Annotated in this window: 22 protein-coding genes, 1 tRNA gene and 2 pseudogenes; 17 read left to right on the top strand and 8 right to left on the bottom strand. The window is 49.9% G+C overall.

Annotation, left to right across the window (positions count from 1 at the left end; genetic code table 11):
• The first annotated feature begins 21 nt into the window (after positions 1-21).
• Positions 22-750, top strand: coding sequence for a class I SAM-dependent methyltransferase (locus OK023_RS14170; protein ID WP_317693347.1), 729 nt, complete (start codon positions 22-24; stop codon positions 748-750).
• Here the strand turns inward: OK023_RS14170 and rnhA are convergent.
• Positions 747-1,214, bottom strand: a complete 468-nt coding sequence (gene rnhA / locus OK023_RS14165; protein WP_411569363.1) for a ribonuclease HI — start codon at positions 1,212-1,214, stop codon at positions 747-749. The two genes, OK023_RS14170 and rnhA, sit on opposite strands and share 4 nt — an antisense overlap.
• Positions 1,215-1,286: 72 nt before the next feature.
• Here rnhA and dnaQ point away from each other — a divergent pair, with 72 nt between their 5' ends.
• Both dnaQ and OK023_RS14155 read left to right on the top strand, forming a co-directional pair.
• Positions 1,287-2,027, top strand: a complete 741-nt coding sequence (gene dnaQ, locus OK023_RS14160) for a DNA polymerase III subunit epsilon (protein ID WP_411569362.1) — start codon at positions 1,287-1,289, stop codon at positions 2,025-2,027.
• 154 nt (positions 2,028-2,181) lie between these two features.
• Positions 2,182-2,258: transfer RNA gene (locus OK023_RS14155), tRNA-Asp, on the top strand.
• 152 nt (positions 2,259-2,410) lie between these two features.
• On the opposite strand, the pseudogene OK023_RS19220 reads toward OK023_RS14155, so the two are convergent.
• Positions 2,411-2,533 (bottom strand): annotated as a pseudogene (locus tag OK023_RS19220) (amidohydrolase); the annotation flags it as partial.
• 285 nt (positions 2,534-2,818) lie between these two features.
• On the opposite strand from OK023_RS19220, the gene OK023_RS14150 reads away from it, so the two are divergent.
• The 3 genes from OK023_RS14150 to OK023_RS14140 are packed head-to-tail and all read left to right on the top strand — an operon-like array spanning position 2,819 to position 4,658.
• Entirely contained in the window at positions 2,819-3,433 is a 615-nt protein-coding gene (locus OK023_RS14150; RefSeq protein ID WP_317693345.1) for a methylthioribulose 1-phosphate dehydratase, read from the top strand.
• Positions 3,430-4,119 carry an acireductone synthase gene (gene mtnC / locus OK023_RS14145; protein ID WP_317693344.1) on the top strand — a complete coding sequence of 230 codons (690 nt, stop codon included), beginning with the start codon at positions 3,430-3,432 and terminating at the stop codon, positions 4,117-4,119. Before OK023_RS14150 ends, mtnC begins: the two co-directional genes overlap by 4 nt.
• Complete coding sequence (locus OK023_RS14140; RefSeq protein WP_317693343.1) at positions 4,116-4,658, top strand: acireductone dioxygenase; 543 nt, start codon at positions 4,116-4,118, stop codon at positions 4,656-4,658. The genes mtnC and OK023_RS14140 overlap by 4 nt, the downstream gene beginning before the upstream one ends.
• A gap of 79 nt (positions 4,659-4,737) precedes the next feature.
• Here the strand turns inward: OK023_RS14140 and OK023_RS14135 are convergent, their stop codons facing one another.
• The 3 genes from OK023_RS14135 to OK023_RS14125 all read right to left on the bottom strand — a co-directional run bounded on the left by OK023_RS14135 (position 4,738) and on the right by OK023_RS14125 (position 7,836).
• Entirely contained in the window at positions 4,738-4,992 is a 255-nt protein-coding gene (locus OK023_RS14135; RefSeq protein ID WP_317693342.1) for a SemiSWEET transporter, read from the bottom strand.
• A 2-nt stretch (positions 4,993-4,994) separates the two neighbouring features.
• Positions 4,995-6,410, bottom strand: coding sequence for a melibiose:sodium transporter MelB (melB, locus tag OK023_RS14130; RefSeq protein WP_317693341.1), 1,416 nt, complete (start codon positions 6,408-6,410; stop codon positions 4,995-4,997).
• Positions 6,411-6,486: 76 nt separating this feature from the next.
• On the bottom strand, positions 6,487-7,836 hold the full coding sequence (locus tag OK023_RS14125) for an alpha-glucosidase/alpha-galactosidase (RefSeq protein WP_317693340.1): 1,350 nt from the start codon (positions 7,834-7,836) through the stop codon (positions 6,487-6,489).
• Positions 7,837-8,104: 268 nt separating this feature from the next.
• Here OK023_RS14125 and melR point away from each other — a divergent pair, with 268 nt between their 5' ends.
• The gene (melR, locus tag OK023_RS14120) at positions 8,105-9,037 is read left to right on the top strand and encodes a transcriptional regulator MelR (protein WP_317693339.1); all 933 of its coding nucleotides are present in this window, start codon (positions 8,105-8,107) and stop codon (positions 9,035-9,037) included.
• Here melR and mtnA read toward each other — a convergent pair.
• Positions 9,011-10,063 carry an S-methyl-5-thioribose-1-phosphate isomerase gene (gene mtnA, locus OK023_RS14115; RefSeq protein ID WP_317693338.1) on the bottom strand — a complete coding sequence of 351 codons (1,053 nt, stop codon included), beginning with the start codon at positions 10,061-10,063 and terminating at the stop codon, positions 9,011-9,013. The two genes, melR and mtnA, sit on opposite strands and share 27 nt — an antisense overlap.
• A 147-nt stretch (positions 10,064-10,210) precedes the next feature.
• On the opposite strand from mtnA, the gene mtnK reads away from it, so the two are divergent.
• Complete coding sequence (mtnK, locus tag OK023_RS14110) at positions 10,211-11,410, top strand: S-methyl-5-thioribose kinase (protein WP_317693337.1); 1,200 nt, start codon at positions 10,211-10,213, stop codon at positions 11,408-11,410.
• 70 nt (positions 11,411-11,480) lie between these two features.
• Here the strand turns inward: mtnK and fadE are convergent.
• A pseudogene (gene fadE / locus OK023_RS14105) lies at positions 11,481-13,941 on the bottom strand (acyl-CoA dehydrogenase FadE).
• A gap of 312 nt (positions 13,942-14,253) precedes the next feature.
• Between fadE and lpcA the strand changes: the two are divergent.
• A complete protein-coding gene (gene lpcA / locus OK023_RS14100; protein ID WP_317693336.1) occupies positions 14,254-14,835 on the top strand; it encodes a D-sedoheptulose 7-phosphate isomerase in 582 nt (193 codons plus the stop codon).
• 213 nt (positions 14,836-15,048) lie between these two features.
• A complete protein-coding gene (locus tag OK023_RS14095; RefSeq protein ID WP_317693335.1) occupies positions 15,049-15,819 on the top strand; it encodes a class II glutamine amidotransferase in 771 nt (256 codons plus the stop codon).
• Here OK023_RS14095 and dpaA read toward each other — a convergent pair.
• The gene (gene dpaA, locus OK023_RS14090; RefSeq protein ID WP_317693334.1) at positions 15,787-16,545 is read right to left on the bottom strand and encodes a peptidoglycan meso-diaminopimelic acid protein amidase; all 759 of its coding nucleotides are present in this window, start codon (positions 16,543-16,545) and stop codon (positions 15,787-15,789) included. The two genes, OK023_RS14095 and dpaA, sit on opposite strands and share 33 nt — an antisense overlap.
• A 672-nt stretch (positions 16,546-17,217) precedes the next feature.
• On the opposite strand from dpaA, the gene OK023_RS14085 reads away from it, so the two are divergent.
• The 7 genes from OK023_RS14085 (at position 17,218) to nqrM (ending at position 23,412) form a co-directional block, all read left to right on the top strand.
• Positions 17,218-18,567, top strand: coding sequence for a Na(+)-translocating NADH-quinone reductase subunit A (locus OK023_RS14085; protein ID WP_317693333.1), 1,350 nt, complete (start codon positions 17,218-17,220; stop codon positions 18,565-18,567).
• A gap of 3 nt (positions 18,568-18,570) precedes the next feature.
• Positions 18,571-19,812 (top strand): NADH:ubiquinone reductase (Na(+)-transporting) subunit B, encoded by a 1,242-nt coding sequence (locus OK023_RS14080; protein WP_317693332.1) that lies wholly within the window; start codon positions 18,571-18,573, stop codon positions 19,810-19,812.
• On the top strand, positions 19,802-20,596 hold the full coding sequence (locus OK023_RS14075; RefSeq protein WP_317693331.1) for a Na(+)-translocating NADH-quinone reductase subunit C: 795 nt from the start codon (positions 19,802-19,804) through the stop codon (positions 20,594-20,596). The genes OK023_RS14080 and OK023_RS14075 overlap by 11 nt, the downstream gene beginning before the upstream one ends.
• Positions 20,589-21,218, top strand: coding sequence for an NADH:ubiquinone reductase (Na(+)-transporting) subunit D (locus OK023_RS14070; protein ID WP_317693330.1), 630 nt, complete (start codon positions 20,589-20,591; stop codon positions 21,216-21,218). Before OK023_RS14075 ends, OK023_RS14070 begins: the two co-directional genes overlap by 8 nt.
• Before the next feature lie 6 nt (positions 21,219-21,224).
• A complete protein-coding gene (gene nqrE / locus OK023_RS14065) occupies positions 21,225-21,821 on the top strand; it encodes an NADH:ubiquinone reductase (Na(+)-transporting) subunit E (protein ID WP_317693329.1) in 597 nt (198 codons plus the stop codon).
• 15 nt (positions 21,822-21,836) lie between these two features.
• Complete coding sequence (nqrF, locus tag OK023_RS14060; RefSeq protein ID WP_317693328.1) at positions 21,837-23,060, top strand: NADH:ubiquinone reductase (Na(+)-transporting) subunit F; 1,224 nt, start codon at positions 21,837-21,839, stop codon at positions 23,058-23,060.
• A gap of 124 nt (positions 23,061-23,184) precedes the next feature.
• Entirely contained in the window at positions 23,185-23,412 is a 228-nt protein-coding gene (nqrM, locus tag OK023_RS14055) for a (Na+)-NQR maturation NqrM (protein WP_317693327.1), read from the top strand.
• Positions 23,413-23,528 lie beyond the last annotated feature (116 nt).

The following is a 23,528-nucleotide window of genomic DNA, read 5'->3' as shown; positions in this document are numbered from 1 at the left end:
CTTAAAAGAAGAAAATAAATTATGAAACCAGCCCATACTCTGCAAAATCTCGTCAGCCCGCACTCATGGGCTGAGTTGCCGTGGGGGGAATACTATCGTGGGGCGCTTGAACGGCAGTTGCAACCTTGGTGGCCAAAATTATTTGGCTTCCATCTTCTAAAAATCGGTAATCTTAGCGCCGAGCTGGACACTGAAAAATGTGTGATTTCACATCAGGTCAGTGTCGGTTTGGACGGTAGTAATCTTGACGTACTAGCAGACCCATATCAATTACCCTTTGCCGTAAAATCTGTTGATGCCTGTCTGCTAGCCCATACGCTCTCTTATGCAGACGATCCACATCGCATGTTACGAGAGATTGACCGAGTGATGATTGACGATGGCTGGTTGGTCATCAGCAGTTTTAACCCTTTCAGCCTGTTGGGGTTAGGTAAATTGATTCCTACGTTACGCCAACGTCAGCCTTATGTAAGCCGAATGTTTAGCCAGATGCGTTTACTGGACTGGCTCAGCCTGCTGAATTACGAGGTGTTGGAACAATCGCGTTTTCATGTCCTTCCTTGGCAGCGAAAAGGTGGCATTTTTTTAAGCACCCATTTACCCGCGTTAGGGTGCTTGAGTGTTATCGTGGCGCGCAAGAGAACGCTACCCTTGACGCTAACACCGATGAAACTCGGTGCAAGAAAACCTTCTCTCAGTCGCGCTGTGGGAGCTACTAAGAGCTACCGTAAACCGGGTCGCGTCCCTTAAGCTTCGGGCTGATAGCCTAAGTCATCCTGCGTCGGATTACCGGCGGCATCGCGGGCTAGCACATCGCAGCGTTCGTTTTCCGGGTGACCGGCATGGCCTTTGACCCATTCCCAACGGATGGTATGTTGGCCAATAGCTGTATCAAGACGCTGCCAGAGGTCGACGTTCTTTACGGGTTTTTTATCGGTCGTTTTCCAGCCGCGTTTTTTCCAGTTGTGGATCCAACTGGTGATCCCTTGGCGGACATATTGGCTATCAGTGCTCAAGATAACCTCACAGGGAGCGGTCAGTGCTTCGAGTGCAACAATCGCGGCCATTAACTCCATACGGTTGTTGGTCGTCAGACGGAAACCCGAACTGAACATTTTTTCGTGTTGCTTATAACGCAAAATTGCGCCGTAGCCACCGGGGCCCGGATTACCGAGACAGGAACCGTCGGTGAAAATCTCTACCTGTTTGAGCATCTCTGGTAGACTCTTCCAATCAGTTTTATAAAGGCTAAGTCTGACATAAACGAGCGCTATGAGCACTGCAATATGATCTCAACACCAATTAGACAGATTGTTCTTGATACCGAAACGACCGGTATGAACAAGTTAGGGGTTCACTACGAGGGCCACCGTATCATCGAGATTGGGGCTGTCGAGGTGATCAACCGTCGCTTTACCGGGCGAAACTACCACGTTTACGTCAAGCCTGACCGTCTGGTAGACCCTGAAGCTTATGGTGTCCATGGCATCAGCGACGAATTCCTTGCAGATAAGCCAACCTTCGAACAAATCGCCGATGAGTTCCTGGATTTTATTCGTGGCAGTGAACTCGTTATTCATAACGCGGCGTTTGATATCGGCTTTATGGATCATGAGTTCCGTATGTTGCAGCAAAATATCCCGAAGACGGAAACTTTCTGCACTATAACCGATACGCTATTGATGGCTCGCCGCCTCTTTCCGGGCAAACGTAACAACCTTGATGCTCTGTGTAGCCGTTACGAGATAGACAATAGTAAACGAACGCTTCACGGTGCTTTGCTTGATGCGGAGATCCTGGCTGAAGTCTATTTGGCGATGACTGGTGGTCAGACCTCAATGGCTTTTCAAATGGAAGGAGACACACAAAAAACGAATTCCGCACAGGAAATCCAGAGGATCGTAAGGCCTGCGTCAACTATGAAAGTGGTGTATGCCAGTGATGAAGAAGTGAACTCTCATGAGGCGCGCTTGGATCTGATTGCCCAAAAAGGCGGCATTTGCTTGTGGCGTACAAAGGTCGAATGATGGCATGTTTGTCGTAAAAATTACATTCACGTTCCCAATCGTTGCTGAGCCCGTTGAAAAACTGTGCAAACGACTCTTTTTATAAGAAAAGACGTTGACGAAATGCAGGGGCAGCCGTAGTATTCGCCTCGTTCTCCCGAAAGGGAACATTCGCGGAGCGGTAGTTCAGTTGGTTAGAATACCTGCCTGTCACGCAGGGGGTCGCGGGTTCGAGCCCCGTCCGTTCCGCCACTTATTGATAAGCCCTGAGTTAGTAATAACTCAGGGCTTTGTCGTATTTTTTGAGCGCAACATAAAGGAATTAGTAGCCCCGCATGCGGTGTGAGCCTAGTAGCAAAATCCAGACTGGATATGAGTGAAGGAATGAGGTTTTCTCAGAAACCTTAATCGTTATACCGGAAACTGTCGGCATCACGCCAGGCAGGAAAAGCATCGCGATAGGCTTGCAGGGCATCCAGTGAAAGTCCGGCATCCAACCTGGCTATGTCCAGCGCTTCTCCCGGCTCACCCTTGTTCTGCGCGAAAATTACCGCCAGCGGCGCTCACGTGCAATTGAGGGACACTGCCTAATACTCCTGGCGCTTATATTGCCAACTCTATAGCACGATGCTAATCTTTGGCAATCAAGACGTTTAGATGTCTATATGAGTGTGCCTAGGTTATTTCAAGAAGCCCCGAAGTAGCAACTGAGTGAGGCCTCAGGAGTATTGATTAGGGTGGGCAAAGGCAGCTAACACCGCTGCAACTTGAAAGGCAACGGGTATATCCCTACCTTGCAGGAAACAGAATAAATGACGGAAAACCCGCAACTACATGCCTTACTGGCTGCCTGTCACTGGATTGGTGAAAAAGGTTGGTGCCCTGCGACCGGCGGCAATATGTCGCTACGCCTTGATGACAAGCAATGTCTGGTGACCGAGTCCGGTAAGGATAAAGGCCGTCTGACTGAGCAGGATTTCCTGCTGGTGGAAACGGTGACCAACCATGTCCCCAGTGGACGTACCCCTTCGGCGGAAACCGGCCTGCATACGCTGATCTACCGTTTGTTCCCACAGGTTGGTGCGATTCTGCATACCCATTCAGTCAATACTACGGTGCTGTCCCGCGTAGAAAAAAGCGAAGCGCTGGTTCTGCAGGGTTACGAAATGCAGAAATCCCTCAGTGGGCAAAAGAGCCATCTTGATTGCGTCAGCATTCCTATTTTTGACAACGACCAGGATATTCCAGTGTTAGCTGCGAAAGTGGCCGCCTTTGCCGAAACGATGCCATTACACTATGGCTTTCTGGTTCGTGGTCATGGTCTTTACTGCTGGGGCAGGCAGGTGGCGGAAGCTCGTCGTCATCTTGAAGGGCTTGAATTCCTGTTCCAGTGTGAACTACAGCGTCGTTTACTGGAGGCTAAATGATCCGCGCCATTGTTACTGATATTGAAGGCACTACCAGCGATATTCGCTTTGTTCATCAGGTGCTGTTTCCTTATGCGCGTGAGCGGCTGGGGGAATTTATCCGCAATCACTCCAGCAAGGAAGAAGTCGCGGTACCACTGGCGGCGTTACGTGAAGAGATTGCTCAACCTGATGCCGATAATGAACAGCTTATCTCCACGCTTTATCGCTTTATGGATGAAGATCGCAAATCTACCGCACTGAAAACATTGCAAGGGATCATCTGGCGCAGCGGCTATCTTAATGGTGACTTCACAGGGCACCTCTATTGCGAAGTTGCTGAACAGTTGGCTACTTGGCAGCAACAAGGAGTAAGGCTATACGTCTATTCTTCCGGTTCGGTAGAGGCACAACAGCTGCTGTTTGGTTATAGCGATGCCGGTGATTTGCGGCCATTATTCAGCGGCTACTTCGATACTCATGTCGGTGCAAAGCGTGAAACGGCGTCGTACCAGAATATAGCCAGGACAATAGGTATTTCCCCGGCGGAGTTATTATTCCTTTCCGATATCCATCAGGAACTGGATGCGGCGCGGGTAGCAGGCTGGCACACCTGTCAATTGATCCGTGACGCAGCCGATCCGCAAAGCCTGCATCCGCAGGTTAACCGTTTTGATCACATCAAGTTAGGGGAGTTTGCCTCATGAGTGGATTGACCATTTTTAGTGATAAAGAACCGCAACAGGCAGTGTGGCAGAGCAATGACGCTCAGGCTATCCAACAACAACTTGCCCAGATTGGTGTGCGTTTTGAGCGTTGGCAGGCCGATCGCGAGTTGGGAAATGCTCCACAACCAGAAGCGGTCATTGCTGCTTATCAGCGTGAAATCGATCGGCTGGTCGCAGAGAAGGGGTATCAGAGCTGGGATGTGATTAGTATGCGGCCAGACAACGACCAGCGTGAAGCACTACGCGAAAAGTTTCTTGCTGAACACACTCACGGTGAAGACGAGGTACGTTTTTTTGTTGAGGGAGCGGGGCTGTTCTGCCTGCATCTAGAAGGCAAGATTTTCCAGGTCCTGTGCGAGAAAAACGATTTGCTCTCTGTACCAGCCAATACCCGCCACTGGTTTGATATGGGGTCTGCGCCAAATTTTACTGCTATCCGTCTGTTTAATAACCCGCAAGGGTGGGTTGCCCATTTCACCGGGGATAAAATTGCCGATGCCTACCCACGCCTGGATTGATCTCGATTGACTTTATATCTGTATTTCCTGAGTGCCTTTTCTCCTGCTCATTTACCGTGCAAGAGAAAAGGCGAGCAGTTCAACGATTTTGGTACTTGATGATCAGAATCGGTAGTGCAAACAGCAAAGTCAGCAAGTTAGCCAGGCTGACTGTCAGGTTGTCGATCAAAACCCCGTAAATCAGCCACATCAGTACGCCCAGAACAAACATGCCATACATTAATAGTGAAATACCTTGAGTGTTTCGTGTCGAGATCACCTTGATGGCCTGTGGCAGAAACGAAAGTGTTGTCAGACACGCTGCAAAGTAGCCGATGAGAGAAACCCACTCCATGTTTACCCCTTTGCTTCGGGCAACAGTATGTGTTTGATTTCTTGGGTATGCTCTTCCTCAACCTGATGATATTTATCCTGTAAGTGAGTTTGGATGGTGTATTGGAAGTTCCCGTTAAGTTTATAAAACCGGAAGTAAATGAACAGAGTGATACAGAAGAACAGCGCAGGTAGGGCGATCATGATGATTTGCATCCCGATGACGGTTTCTGCGGATTGGGCAACGTTGGGAACGTAGCCAACAATGCCAAGCACTACGCCGATAAAGAACGCTGAAAAAGCCGAACCGGCTTTCACGACTAACGTTTGCACCGAATAGGCAATACTCTCACAGCGCACGTTCAGCTTATATTCACCATAGTCGACGGTATCTGCCACCATGATCACTTGCAATACCCAGAACAATGCCGTACCGATGTTGAATAACACACCGGCGAGCGAAATCAGCAACAGGTTGTGGTATCCCACAGTTGCAATCCACAGCAGTACACCGCTGCCGAGAATTGGCATGATCGAGGCTCCTGCCCATAACGCGCGGCGCGAAAGGGTTTTCACTAGGCGTGGGAACAGGATTAGCGTAACCAGGTTGGCCGCGCCCGCGTAAGACATGTAGTAAGGGAAAAGCGCAGTATCGCCAATCACGTAGGTAAAATAATAAATCGCAAAACCGGTGATAACGTTGGAAGCAATGTTGTAGGCGAGCGCCATACCGAGCAGACAGGAAAGCTGATCGTTTTTGTAGATCAGGCCGATCATCGCCTTCAGATTAATTCGGTTTGATTCTGCCGCCGGGTTGTCGGATGAATACACTTCCTTGACGTTGCGCAGCGTGATAATTGTGGAAGCTACGAAGAATGTGATCAGTACCAAGGTAAACATCTGAAAGCCGAAACCGCGATCCTCACCGCCAATATAATTGACAAATGGCAGTGTTACACCCGCCGTCACAAAACCGGCCAAACTGGCGAAGAAACGGGGATAAGGCACCAACTTTTCACGTTCGCGTTTGTCCAGGGTTATGGTTGGCACCAGCGACCAGAATGGAATATCCATCAGGGTGTAGGTCATGCCCCAAAGAATGTAGGTGACGATGGCGAATATCAGTTGCCCTTGGCCTTCGAAGTGATGGGCACTGAACAGCATAAAAAGCACGATCGAGTTAGCGATCGTGCCGATCAGTATCCAGGGTTTGAATTTTCCCCAGCGGGTACGGGTACAGTTGACAATCCAGCCCATGATGGGATCGTTGAGTGCATCCCAGATCCGTGCAACCAGGAACAGTGTACCGACCACGCCTACGGATAGGCCAACAACGTCGGTGTAATAATACATCAGGTACATATAAACAATACCGATGGCGAAGTCTTTACCGAAAGCGCCAAAACCGTAGCTCATCTTGGTGGTTATTGAAACACTCATAGGCTATAGGGCCACTGTTACCAGCGCCCTCCTGTTATTTTAGTGAAGGAGCCCAGCGTTTAAACGCTGGGCGTTCTCAGTGAAGCCAGGCAGGCAACCAGTCGCCATGAGCGGCGATCAGATCGTCCACCAGTGCATAAATCTCTTCGATCCCCAGCACCGCTGCGGTATGGGGGTCCAGCATGGCTGCGTGGTAAACAAAATCTTTGTTTTCAGTGAGAATGGCTTCGGTGAGCAACGTTTGTACGTTGATGTTGGTTTGCATGAGTGCGGCAAGATGCGAAGGCAGTTTGCCCACTTTGGTTGGGCGGATCCCATTGGCATCGACCAAACAAGCCACCTCGACACAGCATCCTTGTGGCAGGTTATCGATCAGGCCATCGTTACGCACGTTGCCATAGATGACGTTGGGTTCGCCGGTCCACAACGAGTTCATGATCGTGCTGGCGTACTCATTGGATTGTTTTATATCAATACGTTCTGCCGTTTTATATTGCTCGAGTTCCCTATGCCAGCTTGCCAGTTGCTCCACGCAACGCTTCGGATATTCATCCAGTGGCACTTTGTAACGTTCAATCAGGTCATTGCGCCCTGGTTTGATAAACCACGGGGTATATTCGGCAAAGTGTTCAGAGGATTCCGTCACAAAGTAGCCCAACTTCTTGAACATTTCATAACGCACAATGTTCTGACAGCGCGGGTTACCGTGAATATTCGCTTTCGGTGCTTGACCAGCCGCATAAGCATCCAGCAAGTCAGGGTAAATGCTGCGGTAGCGCCCATTGGCCTCTTTTTTCTCCAGCTCAAGATAGAAGGCCATATGGTTAATGCCTGCGCAACGATAGCGTAGTTCGCTAGCGTCGATATTCAGATCCCGTGCTAGTTCTTCCGCTGTGCCCTGAACGGAATGGCATAGTCCAACCTGTTTAATCTGCGGATAGCGAGCAAACATAGCCCAGGTATTCATGGCCATCGGATTCACGTAATTGAGCATGGTGGCATTTGGGCATACTTCCGTCATATCGGCGCAAATCTGCCACAGATGTGGAATAGTGCGTAACGCACGCATGATGCCGCCGGGGCCAAGCGTATCGGCAATGGTTTGTTCCAGGCCGTGGCGTTTGCACACTTCAAAGTCCGTGACGGTACAGGGTTCATAACCGCCGATCTGAAATGCGACAACCACAAAATCGGCTGCCTTGAGAGCGGTTTTCTGATCGGTATGGCAGGTGATATGTCCGTTAGCACCGGCTGAATCCATCAATTTACGCACCACAATGTGTGACTCTTCCAGACGCGTTTCGTCAATGTCCATCAGCGCGATATGCGCAGATTTGAAGGCCTGACGGTGAAACACATCACCGAGGATGTTTTTGACAAAAATGGTAGAGCCAGCACCGATAAAGGTGATTTTGGGGACCGACATGCTTCTTTCTCCAGTGGCGTATAGCGATGCACCATGGTGGCATGAGGCGAAGTTGTAACGCTTCCATGTTCCTGATTGAGCATTCCCATAAACTCAGATTTTGCGCATGGCTCTTCTGAATCTGAGTTTATGGGATAAAAAGGTGAGGAAAGCAGAGAATACCGGGGATTTAAAGCAACGCTAATGGTTGGGATGTGGCCTTGATCCCGCCGAAACTTCCTCTGCTGTGCCATTATTCTGATAATTCAGGAACAGGAAGACGATTGCTATGGAAAACTCTGTGGTTCGCGTTTTAGCGCCCGATCCCGACATGTTCAGCAGTACCGACCCCGAGGCTCGTAGCCCTCTGTCGCTCTATTCCGATTATCAACGGATGGATATTGAGTTACGTGCTCCTCTCGCTATGCCGTCTAGCCACTGGCATGGTCAAGTGGAAGTTAATGTGCCGTTCGACAGCGACGTAGAATATGTGATTAACGATGAAGTGGTGCAGTTTAAACAAGGACACATCACGCTATTTTGGGCATGTGTACCGCACCAGCTTACACGGCCCGGTAACTGTCAGAGTATGGCCATTCTGAATTTGCCGATGCATCTTTTTCTCTCTTGGCCTCTGGATCGGGAGTTAATCAACCATGTTACCCACGGCATGGTGGTAAAATCGCAGGCATCTCATCAAATCAGTGCCTTTGAAGTGCGGCGTTGGCAGAAAGAACTCACCAGTTCCGATGAGCAAATCCGGCAATTAGCGATTGATGAAATAGGAGTGATGCTCAAGCGTTTTAGCCTTTCCGGCTGGCAGCCTATTCTGCTCAATAAAGCTTCCCGCACTCACAAGAACGGCGTCTCCAAGCACGCGCAGTTTTATGTGAGCCAGATGTTGGGGTTTATTGCTGATAACTATGATCAGGCGCTTACTATTGACAGCGTAGCTGAACACGTAAAGCTCAACTCCAATTATGCGATGGGTATTTTCCAGCGCGTGATGCAACTGACTATGAAGCAGTACATCACCGCAATGCGCATCAATCATGTCAGGGCACTGTTGAGTGATACGGATAAAACCATTCTGGATATTGCGCTGACTGCTGGCTTTCGTTCCAGCAGCCGCTTTTACAGCACTTTTCAAAAGTACGTTGGTATGTCGCCACAAAAATACCGAAAACTCAGCCTGCTACGCAGGCAAAGTTTCTTTGTCTGAACCTAATGCCTGCTGAAAAATACCAGCAGCAACCTGCTCTGGCGTGATCACGCCACAGTCTAGTACCCAACCGCTAATCAACGCTGCGGGCGTGACATCGAATGCTGGGTTATAGGTTGCTGCATCATCGGGTGCCCATTGGCAAGAGCCAAAACTGCCGCTGACGCCGGTCACTTCTACCGCAGCCCGCTGTTCAATCGGAATGGCTGCGCCGTTCGGGCAATCTGGATCGTGAGTGGTGTGTGGGGCGGCAACATAAAACGGAATATGGTGATAATGGGCCAGGACCGCCAGACTGTAAGTACCGATTTTATTGGCAACATCACCATTGGCTGCGATGCGGTCTGCCCCTACCCAAACGGCATCAACCTGGCCAGAGGCCATCAGGCTGGCAGCCATCGAGTCACAAATCAGCCGATAAGGAATGCCCAATTCACCCAGTTCCCAGGCGGTAAGGCGCCCTCCTTGCAGGAGAGGCCGAGTTTCATCGACCCAAACTTGGGTGATCTTGCCTTGTTGGTGTGCACGTAATAGAACACCGATGGCAGTACCTACACCTGCCGTTGCCAGCCCGCCAGTATTGCAATGGGTCAGCAGGCGACTACTCGGTTTTACCCACTCGGCGCCGTTATCGGCGATACGATCGCACAGCATGCGATCCTCATCCACCAGTCGTAGCGCCTCTTCAGCCATAGCCGTTACCCAATCAGGCTGCGCCAGCGCGAGCTTCATGCGATCCAGATTGTTCATTAGATTTACCGCGGTCGGGCGTGCGGCGCGTAACGTTTGCAACGCCTGTTCTAGGTCGGTTCTTGGCAGGCCGCGTTCGGCCAATAGTGCAATCAATAGACTGGCAGAGAGGCCGATTAACGGGGCACCACGAACACGCAGGGCGCGGATGTGTCCGACCAATTGTTCTACGTTGTCGCAGGGTAGCCAGCATTTCTCTTGTGGGAGAGCCTGCTGATCGAGGATCCAGAGGCGGTTTTCTTTCAGGATCAGACTGGTGGCGTTAACTGTTTGCATCGGTTGTTAAATCCTCGTGTCTTTCTTATTGCATCTGTGAAGTCATTCTGCCAACATGGCGTTCGGATGTATAGACGTCTAAACGCTTTTGCGTCTAAAAAAATGTAAGAATATCGCTGCTGACCGGAGAGAATACAGGGGTTGGGAATGTCACAATATCGTACGTTTACTGTTGCTGATGCCGTTGAATACGCCCGTCAATACGGACAAATGCCCGACCCACAAGCGCTGGTAAGCGCCGATGAGATAGGGGATGGTAATCTGAACCTGGTGTTTAAAATCCGTGATCGTGCAAGAATAAGCCGGGTAATTGTTAAGCAGGCTCTGCCATACGTGCGTTGTGTTGGAGAGTCTTGGCCGTTGACGCTTGATCGCGCGCGTATCGAAGCGGAGACCTTACTGATCCATGGTGCACTATGTTCGCACCATACGGTGCGAGTACTGCACCACGATCCTGAACTGGCGGTCATGGTGCAAGAGGATCTCTCAGACCACCATATCTGGCGTAGCGAACTGATGAAGGGGCACTACTACCCGCAGGCGGTAGGACAACTGGCGGAATATCTGGCACAAACGTTGTTCCATACCTCCGATTTTTACCAGGCAGCACAGGCAAAAAAAGCGGAAGTGAGTCGTTTTACTAACCCTGAGCTGTGCCAGATCACCGAAGACCTGTTTTTTACCGATCCTTATCACGACCATGAACGCAATCAGTTCGACGATGTGTTACTGCCACACGTCACGGTGTTAAGAAAAGATACTGCTCTAAAGCTGGCTGTTGCAGGGTTAAAACACCGTTTTCTGAGCAAGGCAGAGGCGTTGCTACACGGCGATATTCACAGTGGCTCAATTTTTGTTGCAGAGGGCAGATTGAAGGCGATTGATGCCGAGTTTGGCTTCTACGGACCCATTGGGTTTGATGTCGGTACTGCACTGGGTAACCTGTTACTCAACTATTGTGGTTTACCAGGATTGCTTGGACCACGTGAGGCTACGGATTGCCGTGAACAGCGTCTATTGGATGTGCGTGAACTTTGGCTGACCTTTGCCGGCCGTTTTTTGAGTTTATGCCAGCAACACAGCCGTGATGTTACTCTGGCAACGCCGGGTTACGCTGAACAGTTCTTGCAACAGGTATGGCAGGATGCGGTAGGGTATGGTGGAACTGAATTGATCCGTCGCACCATCGGCTTGGCGCATGTTGCCGATCTAGACAGTATTGCAGATCCTGAAATGCGTGCTGAATGCCAACGCAGTGCGTTGAATCTAGGCCGTACGCTGATCGTTAACGCAGCGCAAGTCGAGCATGTTGACGCTCTCTTGGCACGAATTCGCCAACACGGTTGAAATTAACTTCGTCTTACAAAGCAAAAGGGGCGATGTAAATCGCCCCTTTTGTATCCCTGGCTGGTGGCCATTATGCAGCTTCAGTCTGTTGCTGGCGTTGTTCTTTCTTAACAAGCGTTTTTTCTGGTTTTTGTGCTGCCAGCGCATCCGGCGCAAAGTCATCAACGTTGATTGAACGCAGCCTGCTCTCTTCTGCTTTTACCAGGATCTTGGCTTCATCTGCACTGATTTTGCCTTCTGTCAGTGCGCGTTGTGCCAGACGATCAAGACGGGTGAAAGGCAGATCCTTACCGGCTTGTTTGCATAGACGCTGGTGGATTGGTTCTGCGGCCATCACGTCAGCCAGCGCAGCTTCCATTAAACCAACGGGGTTATGCTCGCTTGGCGTCAGATATTGGCCACGACCCAAGCGGCTGCGGGTTGCCGAAGGCAGTTGAAGGATCTTCGCCAACTGGTGATCAAGATGGTCAGAGGGGGCTGAATTCACGCGTCCGAACGGGAAAACCACCAAACGCATGATCCCGGCGATAAAGCGATTTGGGAAATTACGCAGCAAATCGTCCAGCGCTTGCTCAGCCTGATTCAGGCAATCTTGCACACCCCAGTGTACCAGCGGCAAATCTTCTTTTTGGCGTCCTTCATCCTCATACCGTTTCAGCGTTGCTGAGGCCAGGTACATTTGGCTGAGTACGTCACCCAGGCGGGCAGAGATGCGCTCACGGCGCTTCAGGCTACCACCTAGTACCCCCATAGAAACGTCAGATAACAGTGCCAGGTTGGCACTCAGACGATTCAACTGCTGATAGTAGCGGCGCGTAGCGTCCTTGGTTGGTGTGAAGCTGGTACGGCCATTGGTCAGGCCTAGCCACAAACTGCGAATTTTACAGCTGGCAATATGGCCAAGGTGACCAAACAGTGCCTTGTCAAAGGCATTCAGGTCGTTATTCTGCGCCGCAGCCATTTCTGTCAGGACATAAGGATGGCAGCGGATAGCACCTTGCCCGAAGATCATCATGCTACGGGTCAGGATGTTGGCACCTTCGACGGTGATAGCGATAGGGGCCCCCTGATAGGCCCGTGCCAAGAAGTTGGAGTTGCCCAGCATAATGCCCTTACCAGCGGTGATATCCATCGCATCTATAATCGACTGCTGACCACGCTGGGTACAATGGTATTTGACAATGGCTGAAAGTACCGCTGGTTTCTCGCCTTGCATCAGCGCATAGGTGATCAGTGAGGCCGCTGCATCCATGACATAGGTGTTACCGGCAATACGTGCCAACGGCTCTTCAATCCCTTCCATCTTGCCGATAGAGATTTTGAACTGACGACGGATATGGGCATAAGCACCGGTTGCCAAAGCAATCGATTTCAGACTACCGGTTGAGTTGGAAGGCAAAGTGATACCTCGGCCAACCGACAGGCATTCAACCAGCATACGCCAACCCTGACCGGCCATTTTTGGCCCGCCAATAATGTAATCAATCGGTACGAATACGTCGTTGCCACGCGTTGGGCCATTCTGGAACGGTACATTGAGTGGAAAATGACGGTTTCCGATCTCTACCCCTAGTGTGTTGGTTGGGATCAGCGCACAGGTGATCCCCGGAGATTCGTTATTGCTCAACAGACGGTTCGGGTCATACAGTTTGAAAGCCAGACCTAATACCGTTGCAATAGGAGCTAAGGTAATGTAGCGCTTGTTCCAAGTCAGCCGCATGCCCAGAACCTGCTCACCTTGCCATTCACCCATGCAAACGGTACCCACGTCAGGGATCGCTCCTGCGTCAGAACCGGCTTCGGGGCTGGTCAGTGCAAAGCAAGGAATTTCTTCGCCACGAGCCAAGCTGGGCAGATAGCGTTTTTTTTTGCTCTTCAGTACCATAGTGTTGCAGTAGTTCACCTGGGCCGAGGGAATTAGGTACACCGACGGTAATGGCCAGAATACCGGAAACGCCCGCCAGTTTTTGTAGGACGCGAGCCTGAGCATAAGGAGAAAAATCGAGGCCACCGTACTCTTTCTTAATGATCATGGCGAAGAAGCGGTGTTCTTTCAGATAAGCCCAAAGTTCAGGAGAAAGGTCGGCAAGTTCATGGGTGATTTGAAAATCACTGGCCATACGGCAGGCTTCTTCCACCGGGCCATCGATAAAGGCTTGTTCTTCTGCGGTCAGTTTAGGCTGCGGATAGTTATGTAGCTTGTTCCAGTCGGGTTTGCCACGGAACAGATCGCCCTCCCACCAGGTGGTTCCTGCATCAATAGCTTCTTTTTCGGTGCTTGACATGGGGGGCATCACCTTACTGAAAGCATGCAACGCTGGTGCAGAAAGCAGAGAACGGCGCAGTGAGGTGATGTTGAGTGGCAACAGTACGATTGCTAGAGGCAGTAAGATCCAATAAGTCCACATGCCAATAGTGCCCATGGCCGCTGTATAGACGAACAGAATGAGACTGCTGAGCGTTAGGCTGACTCGATGATAAAACACCGCACCAATGAGTGCGAGTAAAACAACGATACTGAGAACCATAATGAGAAGCTCCGTAGTAGTAAGAGGTCTGACCTGTCGAGGCTATATAATGGTTGTAGTACACGCCAATGTTTTTATCAATGCATTTACACTTTAATTACAACTCAGATCACAAACCGCCAGTGGAGCGCTCAACAACTTAGATCAGATCTTGATGTTAACGCGGTTTTATTCACAGCACTTCTCGGTTTTTCTGCAATCCGCTACACTGCGAGACGAAAGATTGATGATGTATTCCCTGTTACCCAAAGCTTCGGTATTGCTGGCTGCAGTGCCAGGTATTTTGGTTATAAAGCAAAACAAGAGGCTATCTCTATGTACCACGATTTAATTCGTAGTGAACTGAACGAAGCGGCTGATACTTTGGCAAAATTTCTTGCTGATGATGCCAATATTGACGCGATCCAACGTGCAGCAATTTTGTTGGCAGATGCTTTTAAACAGGGTGGAAAGGTGATTTCCTGCGGTAACGGAGGCTCTCACTGTGATGCGATGCATTTTGCAGAAGAGCTCACAGGCCGCTACCGTGAAAATCGTCCGGGCTATCCAGCTATCGCCATTTCGGACGTTAGCCATTTATCTTGCGTAAGCAATGACTTTGGTTATGAGTATGTTTTTTCTCGCTATGTAGAAGCCGTTGGGCGTGAAGGTGATGTTCTGTTGGGGATTTCGACTTCGGGTAATTCTGGTAACGTCATCAAGGCGATTGAAGCGGCCCGTGTCAAAGGGATGAAAGTGATCACCCTGACCGGTAAAGATGGTGGCAAAATGGCCGGTAGTGCCGATGTGGAAATTCGTGTTCCGCACTTCGGTTACGCCGATCGTATTCAGGAAATTCATATCAAAGCGATCCATATCTTGATTCAGTTAATCGAAAAAGAGATGGTGAAAGCGTAACGGTTGGAAGGGCATGTTGCCCTCACGAACATAATGTCAAGGCATTTGCCAAAAGTATACCCAGCTACAACGGTGTTGGCTGCGTGACTCGGCAGCTCCTTCGGGGGACGCTGCCGGCAGTGATAAAATCGGTTCTTGACCGATTTGTCACTCAGTTGCTGTTTGAAGTCATCGGGGTATAAAACGGTCAGTGATATGAAGGAGTGGCAGACGATGTGTGAACTGCTCGGGATGAGCGCGAACGTACCCACTGATATCTGTTTTAGTTTTACTGGGCTGGTGCAGCGTGGTGGCCGAACAGGGCCACATAAAGACGGTTGGGGTATTACCTTCTATGAAGGGAACGGTTGCCGCACGTTTAAAGACCCGCAACCGAGTTACAATTCACCTATTGCTCGCATGGTACAGGAATATCCGATCAAATCCCGTGCCGTGGTTTCCCACATACGCCAGGCTAATCGTGGTAAGGTCGCACTGGAGAATACCCATCCTTTTACCCGTGAGCTCTGGGGACGTAACTGGACTTATGCTCACAATGGTCAGTTGAAAGGATATCGTCAATTGGCGACGGGCAACTTCCGCCCTGTGGGGCAGACCGACAGCGAATATGCCTTCTGCTGGATGCTGCAACAACTGACATTAAAGTATCCACGTACTCCCAGTAATTGGCCAGCCGTGTTCCGCTATGTTGCGAAACTGGCCGATCAACTGAGGCAGAAAGGGGTCTTTAACATGCTGCTGTCGGATGGGCGTTTTGTTATGGCCTATTGCTCAACCAACCTTTACTGGATCACCCGACGAGCACCGTTTGGCAAAGCAACACTGCTCGATCAGGATGTGGAGATTGATTTTCAGCAACAGACCGCACCAGACGATGTCGTAACGGTTATTGCAACACAACCGTTAACGAGCAATGAAACCTGGCACAAAATAGTACCAGGCGAATTTGCCTTATTTTACTATGGTGAGAACCTTGTTTCTTGATGACGGATCGGTGTCAATCGTTGAGGCATACTGTGTTTGCTGATCATTACTCGTCACCGGATTAGCTAACACATATTGACCATTGGCGACTTCCACTGCTGGCGGCTGATGGTTTTTAGCAAAATAGTCATAACCAGGTTTTAGCTGCTGCCAGAAGCTCATGTGATCGGAAAAACGATGACGTTGCAGATTCTCTTCAGTCATGCGGAACGGATATATGCTGATATCCACCTTGGTTTGGCCGTGAGCAAATGCTGCTTCTACATAACGATAAATCTCGTCCATATATTCGTTGGTCATCGCGTAGCAACCAACTGATTTGCACTCTCCGTGGATCATCAGATAAGCACCGGAATAACCTTGCGCTTTATCGTAATCATTCGGAAAGCCAATATTTATGGCTCGATAATATTTGCTGTCGGGTTTCAGTTGGCGCACATCTACGCTATAAAAGCCTTCAGGGCTTTTGAAGTCACCTTCGCGGCGTTTCGGGCCAAGGCCCCCTGAGAAATTGCAGATCGGGTAGCTATTCACCAGGCGGAATTCATTCCCCATTTTGGCGTACAGTTCCAGCTTGCGTTCTTCTTTGAATATTTGAATATAGACTGGCGAGCCCAATAATTGTTTTGTCACCACCGGTACTTCTGGCGCCTGCTCGCTAGCGCTACAAGCTGTGATCATTGGTATACAAAATAACATCGCAAACAACAGCGCGATTTTCCTCATTATGCTTCCTGATTAAATTTATCTTTACCCAAGGTATTTCAAGTTGAAGCCAAGCGATCAACTCATGATTTTCCAGTCACTCCAGGCTAACGCCAGTGCTCAGGATAGACGGATGTAGCCAACAAGTTGTTTCTTGATAGGCACTTTGTATGCTGTTTCAGAGAACGCTGACAGCGTGCCGATGGCCTTGAACCGCATTAAACCCCGCCAGATTACCAGTGTGTTATTTTTTAGCAATAAGGCAATTGTATAAAAAAAATCCAATCTTCGATAAAGATGAATGGATTGACAGATTTTAACGACGAGTGCCGTGAAATGCCGTCGATTCAGTGGTATTTGCTTGACTCAAGTCACTAGATGATAGGTAAAAATGTTGCCAAAGATGTTAATATACCAGCGGCGATACTTCGTCATAAGTACCGTAAATTAAATAGGGTGGAATTGCATGAAACTTCATCGTTCTCACCTATATTATTCAGAGTAGCGTCTTAATATTTTGAATTATGGACGCGAGCGTAAATACCTTAAAAGGTCAGTGTGAAAATTTCATGTTGAGCATGCTAGTGTCGTGTTCATCCGGACGTTGCCAAGGCAACTTCATCCATCTTGCGTTGTCTGCGCCTGCCTCTGGGGCTGGTAAGACAGGCGAAATTTAAAAACCTTGTATATCCTATGATTAGAATCAGAAAAGGGTTAGACCTGCCAATCACTGGGGCACCTTCTCAGGTGATTCAGAACGGTCCGGTTATCACAAAAGTGGCACTGCTTGGCCAAGAGTACATCGGTATGCGACCTTCTATGTTAGTACAGGAAGGCGATCGTGTTAAAAAAGGTCAGGCGCTGTTTGAAGATAAAAAGAATCCCGGCGTTTTCTTCACTGCTCCCGCCAGTGGGCAGGTTGTGGCGATCAATCGCGGCGAGCGCCGTGTGCTGCAATCTGTGGTCATTGAGATAGAAAATGGTGGCGATGAGCAGGTAGAGCTCGCTTATTATCAACAGGCAGACTTGCCGATGCTTGAGCGCGAGCAGGTAGAGCGCGATCTGCTTGCTAGCGGTCTTTGGACCGCATTGCGAACCCGCCCGTTTAGTAAAACACCGCGACCAGGAACTTTACCTCGCGCAATTTTTGTCAGTGCTATTGATACCCAACCGTTAGCAGCCGATCCGCTGGTGATCATTGCTGAACAACAGGCGGCATTTAATGCCGGGTTGACGGTGTTAGCGCGATTGACTGAAGGCAAAGTACACGTCTGTCATACCGCCGGCAAACGCTTGGAGTGCTTGCACTCAGCTCAGATCAGTTATAACGAGTTTTCTGGCCCACATCCCGCTGGTTTGGTGGGGACACATATTCATTTCCTTGAGCCGGTTAGCCTGAAGAAAACTGTTTGGCATATTGGCTATCAGGATGTGATCGCTATAGGCACGCTGTTTACCACCGGACAGCTGGATACCCGCCGGGTAATTGCGCTGGCTGGGCCTCAAGTGGAGCAACCGTGTCTGTTGAGAACTCGATTAGGGGCCAGTCTGGATGAGTTGACGGCTGCCCGTCTTAAAGCGGGTGAGAATCGCGTGATTTCCGGATCGGTCCTGAGCGGTACCCATGCCACAGGCCCTAACGCCTGGCTCGGTCGTTTCCATACCCAAGTTTCAGTGCTGCTGGAAGGGCGAGAGAAAGAGTTGTTTGGCTGGATTGCTCCTGCGCCGGATAAATTCTCGATAACCCGCACTACGCTGGGGCATTTCCTAAAGAATAAACTGTTTGCTTTCTCGACCACCACTAATGGCGGAGAACGTTCGATGGTCCCGATCGGCAATTACGAACGGGTAATGCCACTGGATATCCTGCCGACCCACCTGTTGCGTGATTTGCTGGCTGGTGATACCGACAGCGCTCAGGCGCTGGGCTGTCTAGAGCTGGATGAAGAAGATCTGGCGTTGTGTACCTTCGTTTGCCCTGGAAAGTATGAATATGGCCCAGTGTTGCGCGAAGTGCTGACCAAGATTGAGCTGGAAGGATAACCAATGGGCCTGAAGAACTATTTTGACAAGATTGAACATCACTTCATGCCGGGTGGCAAACTGGAGAAGTGGTATCCGTTGTTTGAAGCAACCACCACCATTTTTTACACGCCTGGAACGGTGACACACGGGGCTTCGCATGTTCGTGATGCTATCGATCTGAAACGTATGATGATCCTGGTGTGGCTCGCCGTATTCCCAGCCATGTTCTGGGGCATGTATAACGTCGGCAATCAGGCGATTCCAGCTCTGCATCATCTCTACAGCGGTGAACAGTTGCAGACGGTATTAGCGGGAGACTGGCATTATCGGCTGGCGGATTGGCTGGGAGCATCACTAAGCGCTGATGCCGGATGGATCAGCAGAATGGTGCTGGGGGCGACCTACTTTGTGCCACTGTATGCAGTCGCCTTCCTGGTTGGGGGCTTCTGGGAGGTTCTGTTTGCGGTGATCCGCAAACATGAGATTAATGAAGGTTTCTTCGTCACTTCTATCCTGTTTGCGTTGATTTTGCCACCGACGTTGCCTTTATGGCAGGCGGCATTGGGTATCAGTTTTGGTGTTGTCGTAGCTAAAGAGATCTTTGGCGGTACTGGCCGCAATTTCCTTAACCCGGCGTTGGCTGGGCGCGCCTTCCTGTTTTTTGCCTATCCGGCACAGATTTCTGGCGATCTGGTCTGGACCTCTGCCGATGGCTTTTCTGGGGCAACACCGTTGGCGCAGTGGAGCACGGGGGGGATTAATAATCTGGTTAACCAGGCAACCGGTCAATCGATTAGTTGGATGGATGCGTTCATTGGCAACATTCCAGGTTCGGTCGGTGAGGTTTCTACGCTGATGATCCTGATCGGTGGAGCAATTATTCTGTTCGCCCGCGTTGCTTCGTGGCGCATCGTGGCTGGCGTGATGATCGGTATGATCGCAACGGCCTATTTATTCAACATTATTGGTTCTACCACCAACCCGTTGTTTGCCATGCCGTGGTACTGGCATTTGGTATTGGGGGGATTTGCGTTCGGTATGATCTTCATGGCCACCGATCCGGTTTCCGCCTCGTTTACTAACAAGGGGAAGTGGTGGTACGGCATGTTGATTGGCGTGATGTGTGTGCTGATCAGGGTGGCTAACCCAGCCTACCCAGAAGGCATGATGCTGGCGATCCTGTTCGCCAACCTGTTCGCACCACTGTTCGATTACCTGGTGGTGCAGGCTAACATCAAGCGGAGAAAAGCACGTGGCGAATGAATCAAAGAATGACAGCATTGCTAAAACACTCTGGGTTGTGCTGCTGCTATGTCTAGTGTGTTCTGTGGTGGTTGCAGGTTCCGCTGTGGGCCTCAAATCCAGGCAGCAAGAGCAACGGTTGTTGGACAGACAACGTAATATTCTTGATGTTGTTGGTCTTCTGGAACGCGGTATGACAGGGGAGCAGGTGAAGGCAACCTTTACCAAAAGCATTGAACCCCGTTTATTGGACCTCAATAGCGGTGAGTTTGTAGCAGGCCATAATACCGAATTTGATCTGGCCGCGGCATTACGCAGTGATGCCAAGAGTAGAGCACTGCCCGCCTATCAGGATCTGGCGGGTATTCGCCGTCTCAGCAATTATGCAGAAATTTACTTGGTGCGTAACGAAAGTGGCGCGATAAACAAGATCGTATTACCGGTTTATGGCACAGGGCTGTGGTCGATGATGTACGCTTTTGTTGCATTGGACGCAGATGGCAATACTGTGAGAGGGCTGAGTTTTTACGCGCATGGTGAAACTCCGGGGCTGGGGGGAGAAATACAAAACCCTAACTGGCGTGCGCAGTGGGTGGGTAAACAGCTATTTGATGAAAATGGTAACCCTGCTATCCGTATCGTAAAAGGTGGCGCTCGCCCGGGGGATATACATGGTATTGATGGTCTTTCAGGTGCGACACTGACTTCTAACGGTGTGCAGAATATTTTCAATTTCTGGTTGGGTGAGCATGGCTTTGGCCCATTCCTGCAAAGAGTCCATGAAGGAGCGCTGAAGAATGGCTGATTCCAAAGAGATTAAGCGGGTGTTACTTGGGCCGCTGTTTGATAATAACCCGATCGCCCTGCAAGTGCTTGGCGTCTGTTCAGCTCTAGCGGTAACGACCAAGCTCGAAACGGCGGTGGTAATGACCATTGCGGTCACTCTGGTTACCGCGTTTTCTAGCTTCTTCATTTCGTTGATCCGCCATCATATCCCGAACAGTGTGCGTATCATCGTACAGATGGCGATCATCGCTTCGCTGGTGATTGTGGTCGATCAACTATTGCGCGCTTACGCATTCGAAATTTCGAAACAGCTTTCTGTTTTCGTCGGTCTGATTATTACCAACTGTATCGTCATGGGACGTGCGGAAGCCTACGCCATGAAGTCCCCCCCGATTGAAAGCTTTATGGATGGGATCGGCAATGGATTGGGCTATGGTGTGATCCTGATTTTGGTGGGATTTCTGCGCGAGCTGATTGGTTCGGGCAAACTGTTTGACATTACGGTGCTAGAAACGGTGCAAAGCGGTGGCTGGTATCAACCTAATGGCCTGTTCCTGTTGGCACCGAGTGCATTCTTTATCATCGGCCTGCTGATTTGGGGGCTACGAGCTCTTAAGCCAGCGCAGATCGAAAAGGAGTAACCGCCGATGGCACATTATATCAGTCTGTTTGTTCGTGCGGTGTTCGTTGAGAATATGGCATTGGCTTTCTTCCTTGGAATGTGTACTTTCCTGGCCGTCTCGAAGAAGGTTTCTACCGCATTTGGTTTAGGGATCGCAGTCACCCTGGTGCTTGGCATTTCTGTGCCGGTAAATAACCTGGTTTATAACCTGATCCTACGCGACGGGGCGCTGGTGGAAGGTGTTGATCTCAGCTTCCTCAACTTCATTACCTTCATTGGCGTGATTGCTGCTTTGGTGCAGATCCTTGAGATGGTCCTCGATCGGTTCTTCCCTGCCTTGTATAACGCTTTAGGTATCTTCCTGCCATTGATTACGGTTAACTGCGCCATTTTTGGCGGTGTCTCGTTCATGGTGCAGCGTGACTACAACTTTGTTGAGTCTGTCGTGTATGGCATTGGTTCCGGGACCGGATGGATGCTGGCGATTGTTGCCCTGGCGGGGATCAGAGAGAAACTGAAGTATGCCGATGTCCCAGCGGGTTTACGTGGCTTGGGCATTACCTTTATTACCACCGGATTGATGGCATTAGGCTTTATGTCATTCTCCGGCGTTCAGTTGTAAAGGCAGGAAGCATTTATGGAAATTATTTTAGGCGTTGTCATGTTTACCTGCATCGTCATGATGCTGGCGTTGTTGATCTTGTTTGCCAAATCCAAGTTGGTGAATACGGGTGACATCGCGGTTGAAGTTAATGGCGATCAAGATAAAAGTTTTACTGCCCCTGCGGGCGATAAATTACTCAACATGCTTTCTAGCCAGGGGATCTTTGTCTCTTCTGCCTGTGGTGGTGGTGGCTCCTGTGGTCAATGTCGGGTAGTCATCAAAGAAGGTGGTGGGGATATTCTGCCGACAGAACTTTCCCATATCAGCAAACGTGAGGCTAAAGAGGGTTGCCGTCTGGCATGTCAGGTCAATGTGAAGCAGAACCTGAAAATCGAACTGCCAGAAGAGATTTTCGGCGTAAAAAAATGGGACTGCGAGGTTATTTCCAACGATAACAAAGCCACCTTTATCAAAGAACTTAAGCTGCAAATTCCTGATGGCGAGGATGTGCCATTCCGTGCCGGAGGATTTATCCAGATAGAAGCCCCTACGCATGAAGTGAGTTATGCAGATTTTGACGTACCGCAGGAATATCGTGGTGATTGGGATAAATTCAATCTTTTCCGCTTTCGTTCGGTCGTTAAAGAGAGCACGGTACGGGCCTATTCAATGGCCAACTACCCCGATGAGAAAGGCATCATCATGCTCAATGTGCGTATCGCCACGCCACCACCGAACAACCCGGATGCACCGCCAGGTATTATGTCCTCGTATATCTGGTCGCTAAAAGCGGGGGATAGGGTGACGATCTCTGGGCCATTTGGTGAATTCTTTGCCAAGGATACGGATGCCGAGATGGTCTTTATCGGTGGTGGTGCAGGCATGGCACCTATGCGCTCACATATTTTTGATCAACTGAAGCGTCTGAAATCCAAGCGTAAGATCTCTTTCTGGTATGGTGCCCGCTCACTGCGTGAGATGTTCTATGAAGATGATTTCAATCATCTGCAGGAAGAGAATGAAAACTTTACCTGGCATGTGGCGCTTTCTGACCCTCAGCCAGAGGATAACTGGACGGGATATACCGGTTTTATTCACAACGTTCTGCTGGAAAATTATCTCAAAAATCACCCTGCGCCAGAGGACTGCGAATTTTATATGTGCGGGCCGCCAATGATGAATGCGGCAGTAATCAAGATGCTGAAAGATTTGGGCGTTGAAGACGACAATATCATGCTTGATGACTTTGGCGGTTAATGCGTGCCTCCGGTGGTAGTTGCGTGAACGGTTGGATGCAGGTTGGTAAAAACTGTAAGCGGACTTGAAGAACGTTATTCCGACGCGTTCAAGCTCTACTTGGGGAAAAGTTAGTGAGGCGGTTATGCTGATGGTATTTGTTGCATCATTTGTGCTGTTTATACTGGTTGTGGGTGGTATGTCGCTAGGCTATGTATTTCGGCGCAAAACCCTGCAAGGTAGTTGTGGTGGTATCACTTCCTTGGGAATAGAGAAAGTTTGCGACTGTCCTACTCCCTGCGATACGCGCAAGAAACGCATGGCAAAAGAAGCTCTGCGACGCGAACAACTCAATAAGCACCGCATTCTCTGAAGCTGAAAGGCCCTGCTGATAGGGCCTTTCAGCTGCCGGTACTTTTCCTTCATCCGTAGAACAGCGTGTTGATGATGTACGCACTATTGAGCTTTCTGTTTGTGACTGTATACTTA

This window comes from Serratia sp. UGAL515B_01, from assembly GCF_033095805.1.
In the GTDB taxonomy this organism is placed as follows: Bacteria; Pseudomonadota; Gammaproteobacteria; order Enterobacterales; family Enterobacteriaceae; genus Chania.
The sequence above is the reverse complement of the archived record's forward strand: the minus strand, read 5'-3'. Positions and strand labels throughout refer to the sequence as shown.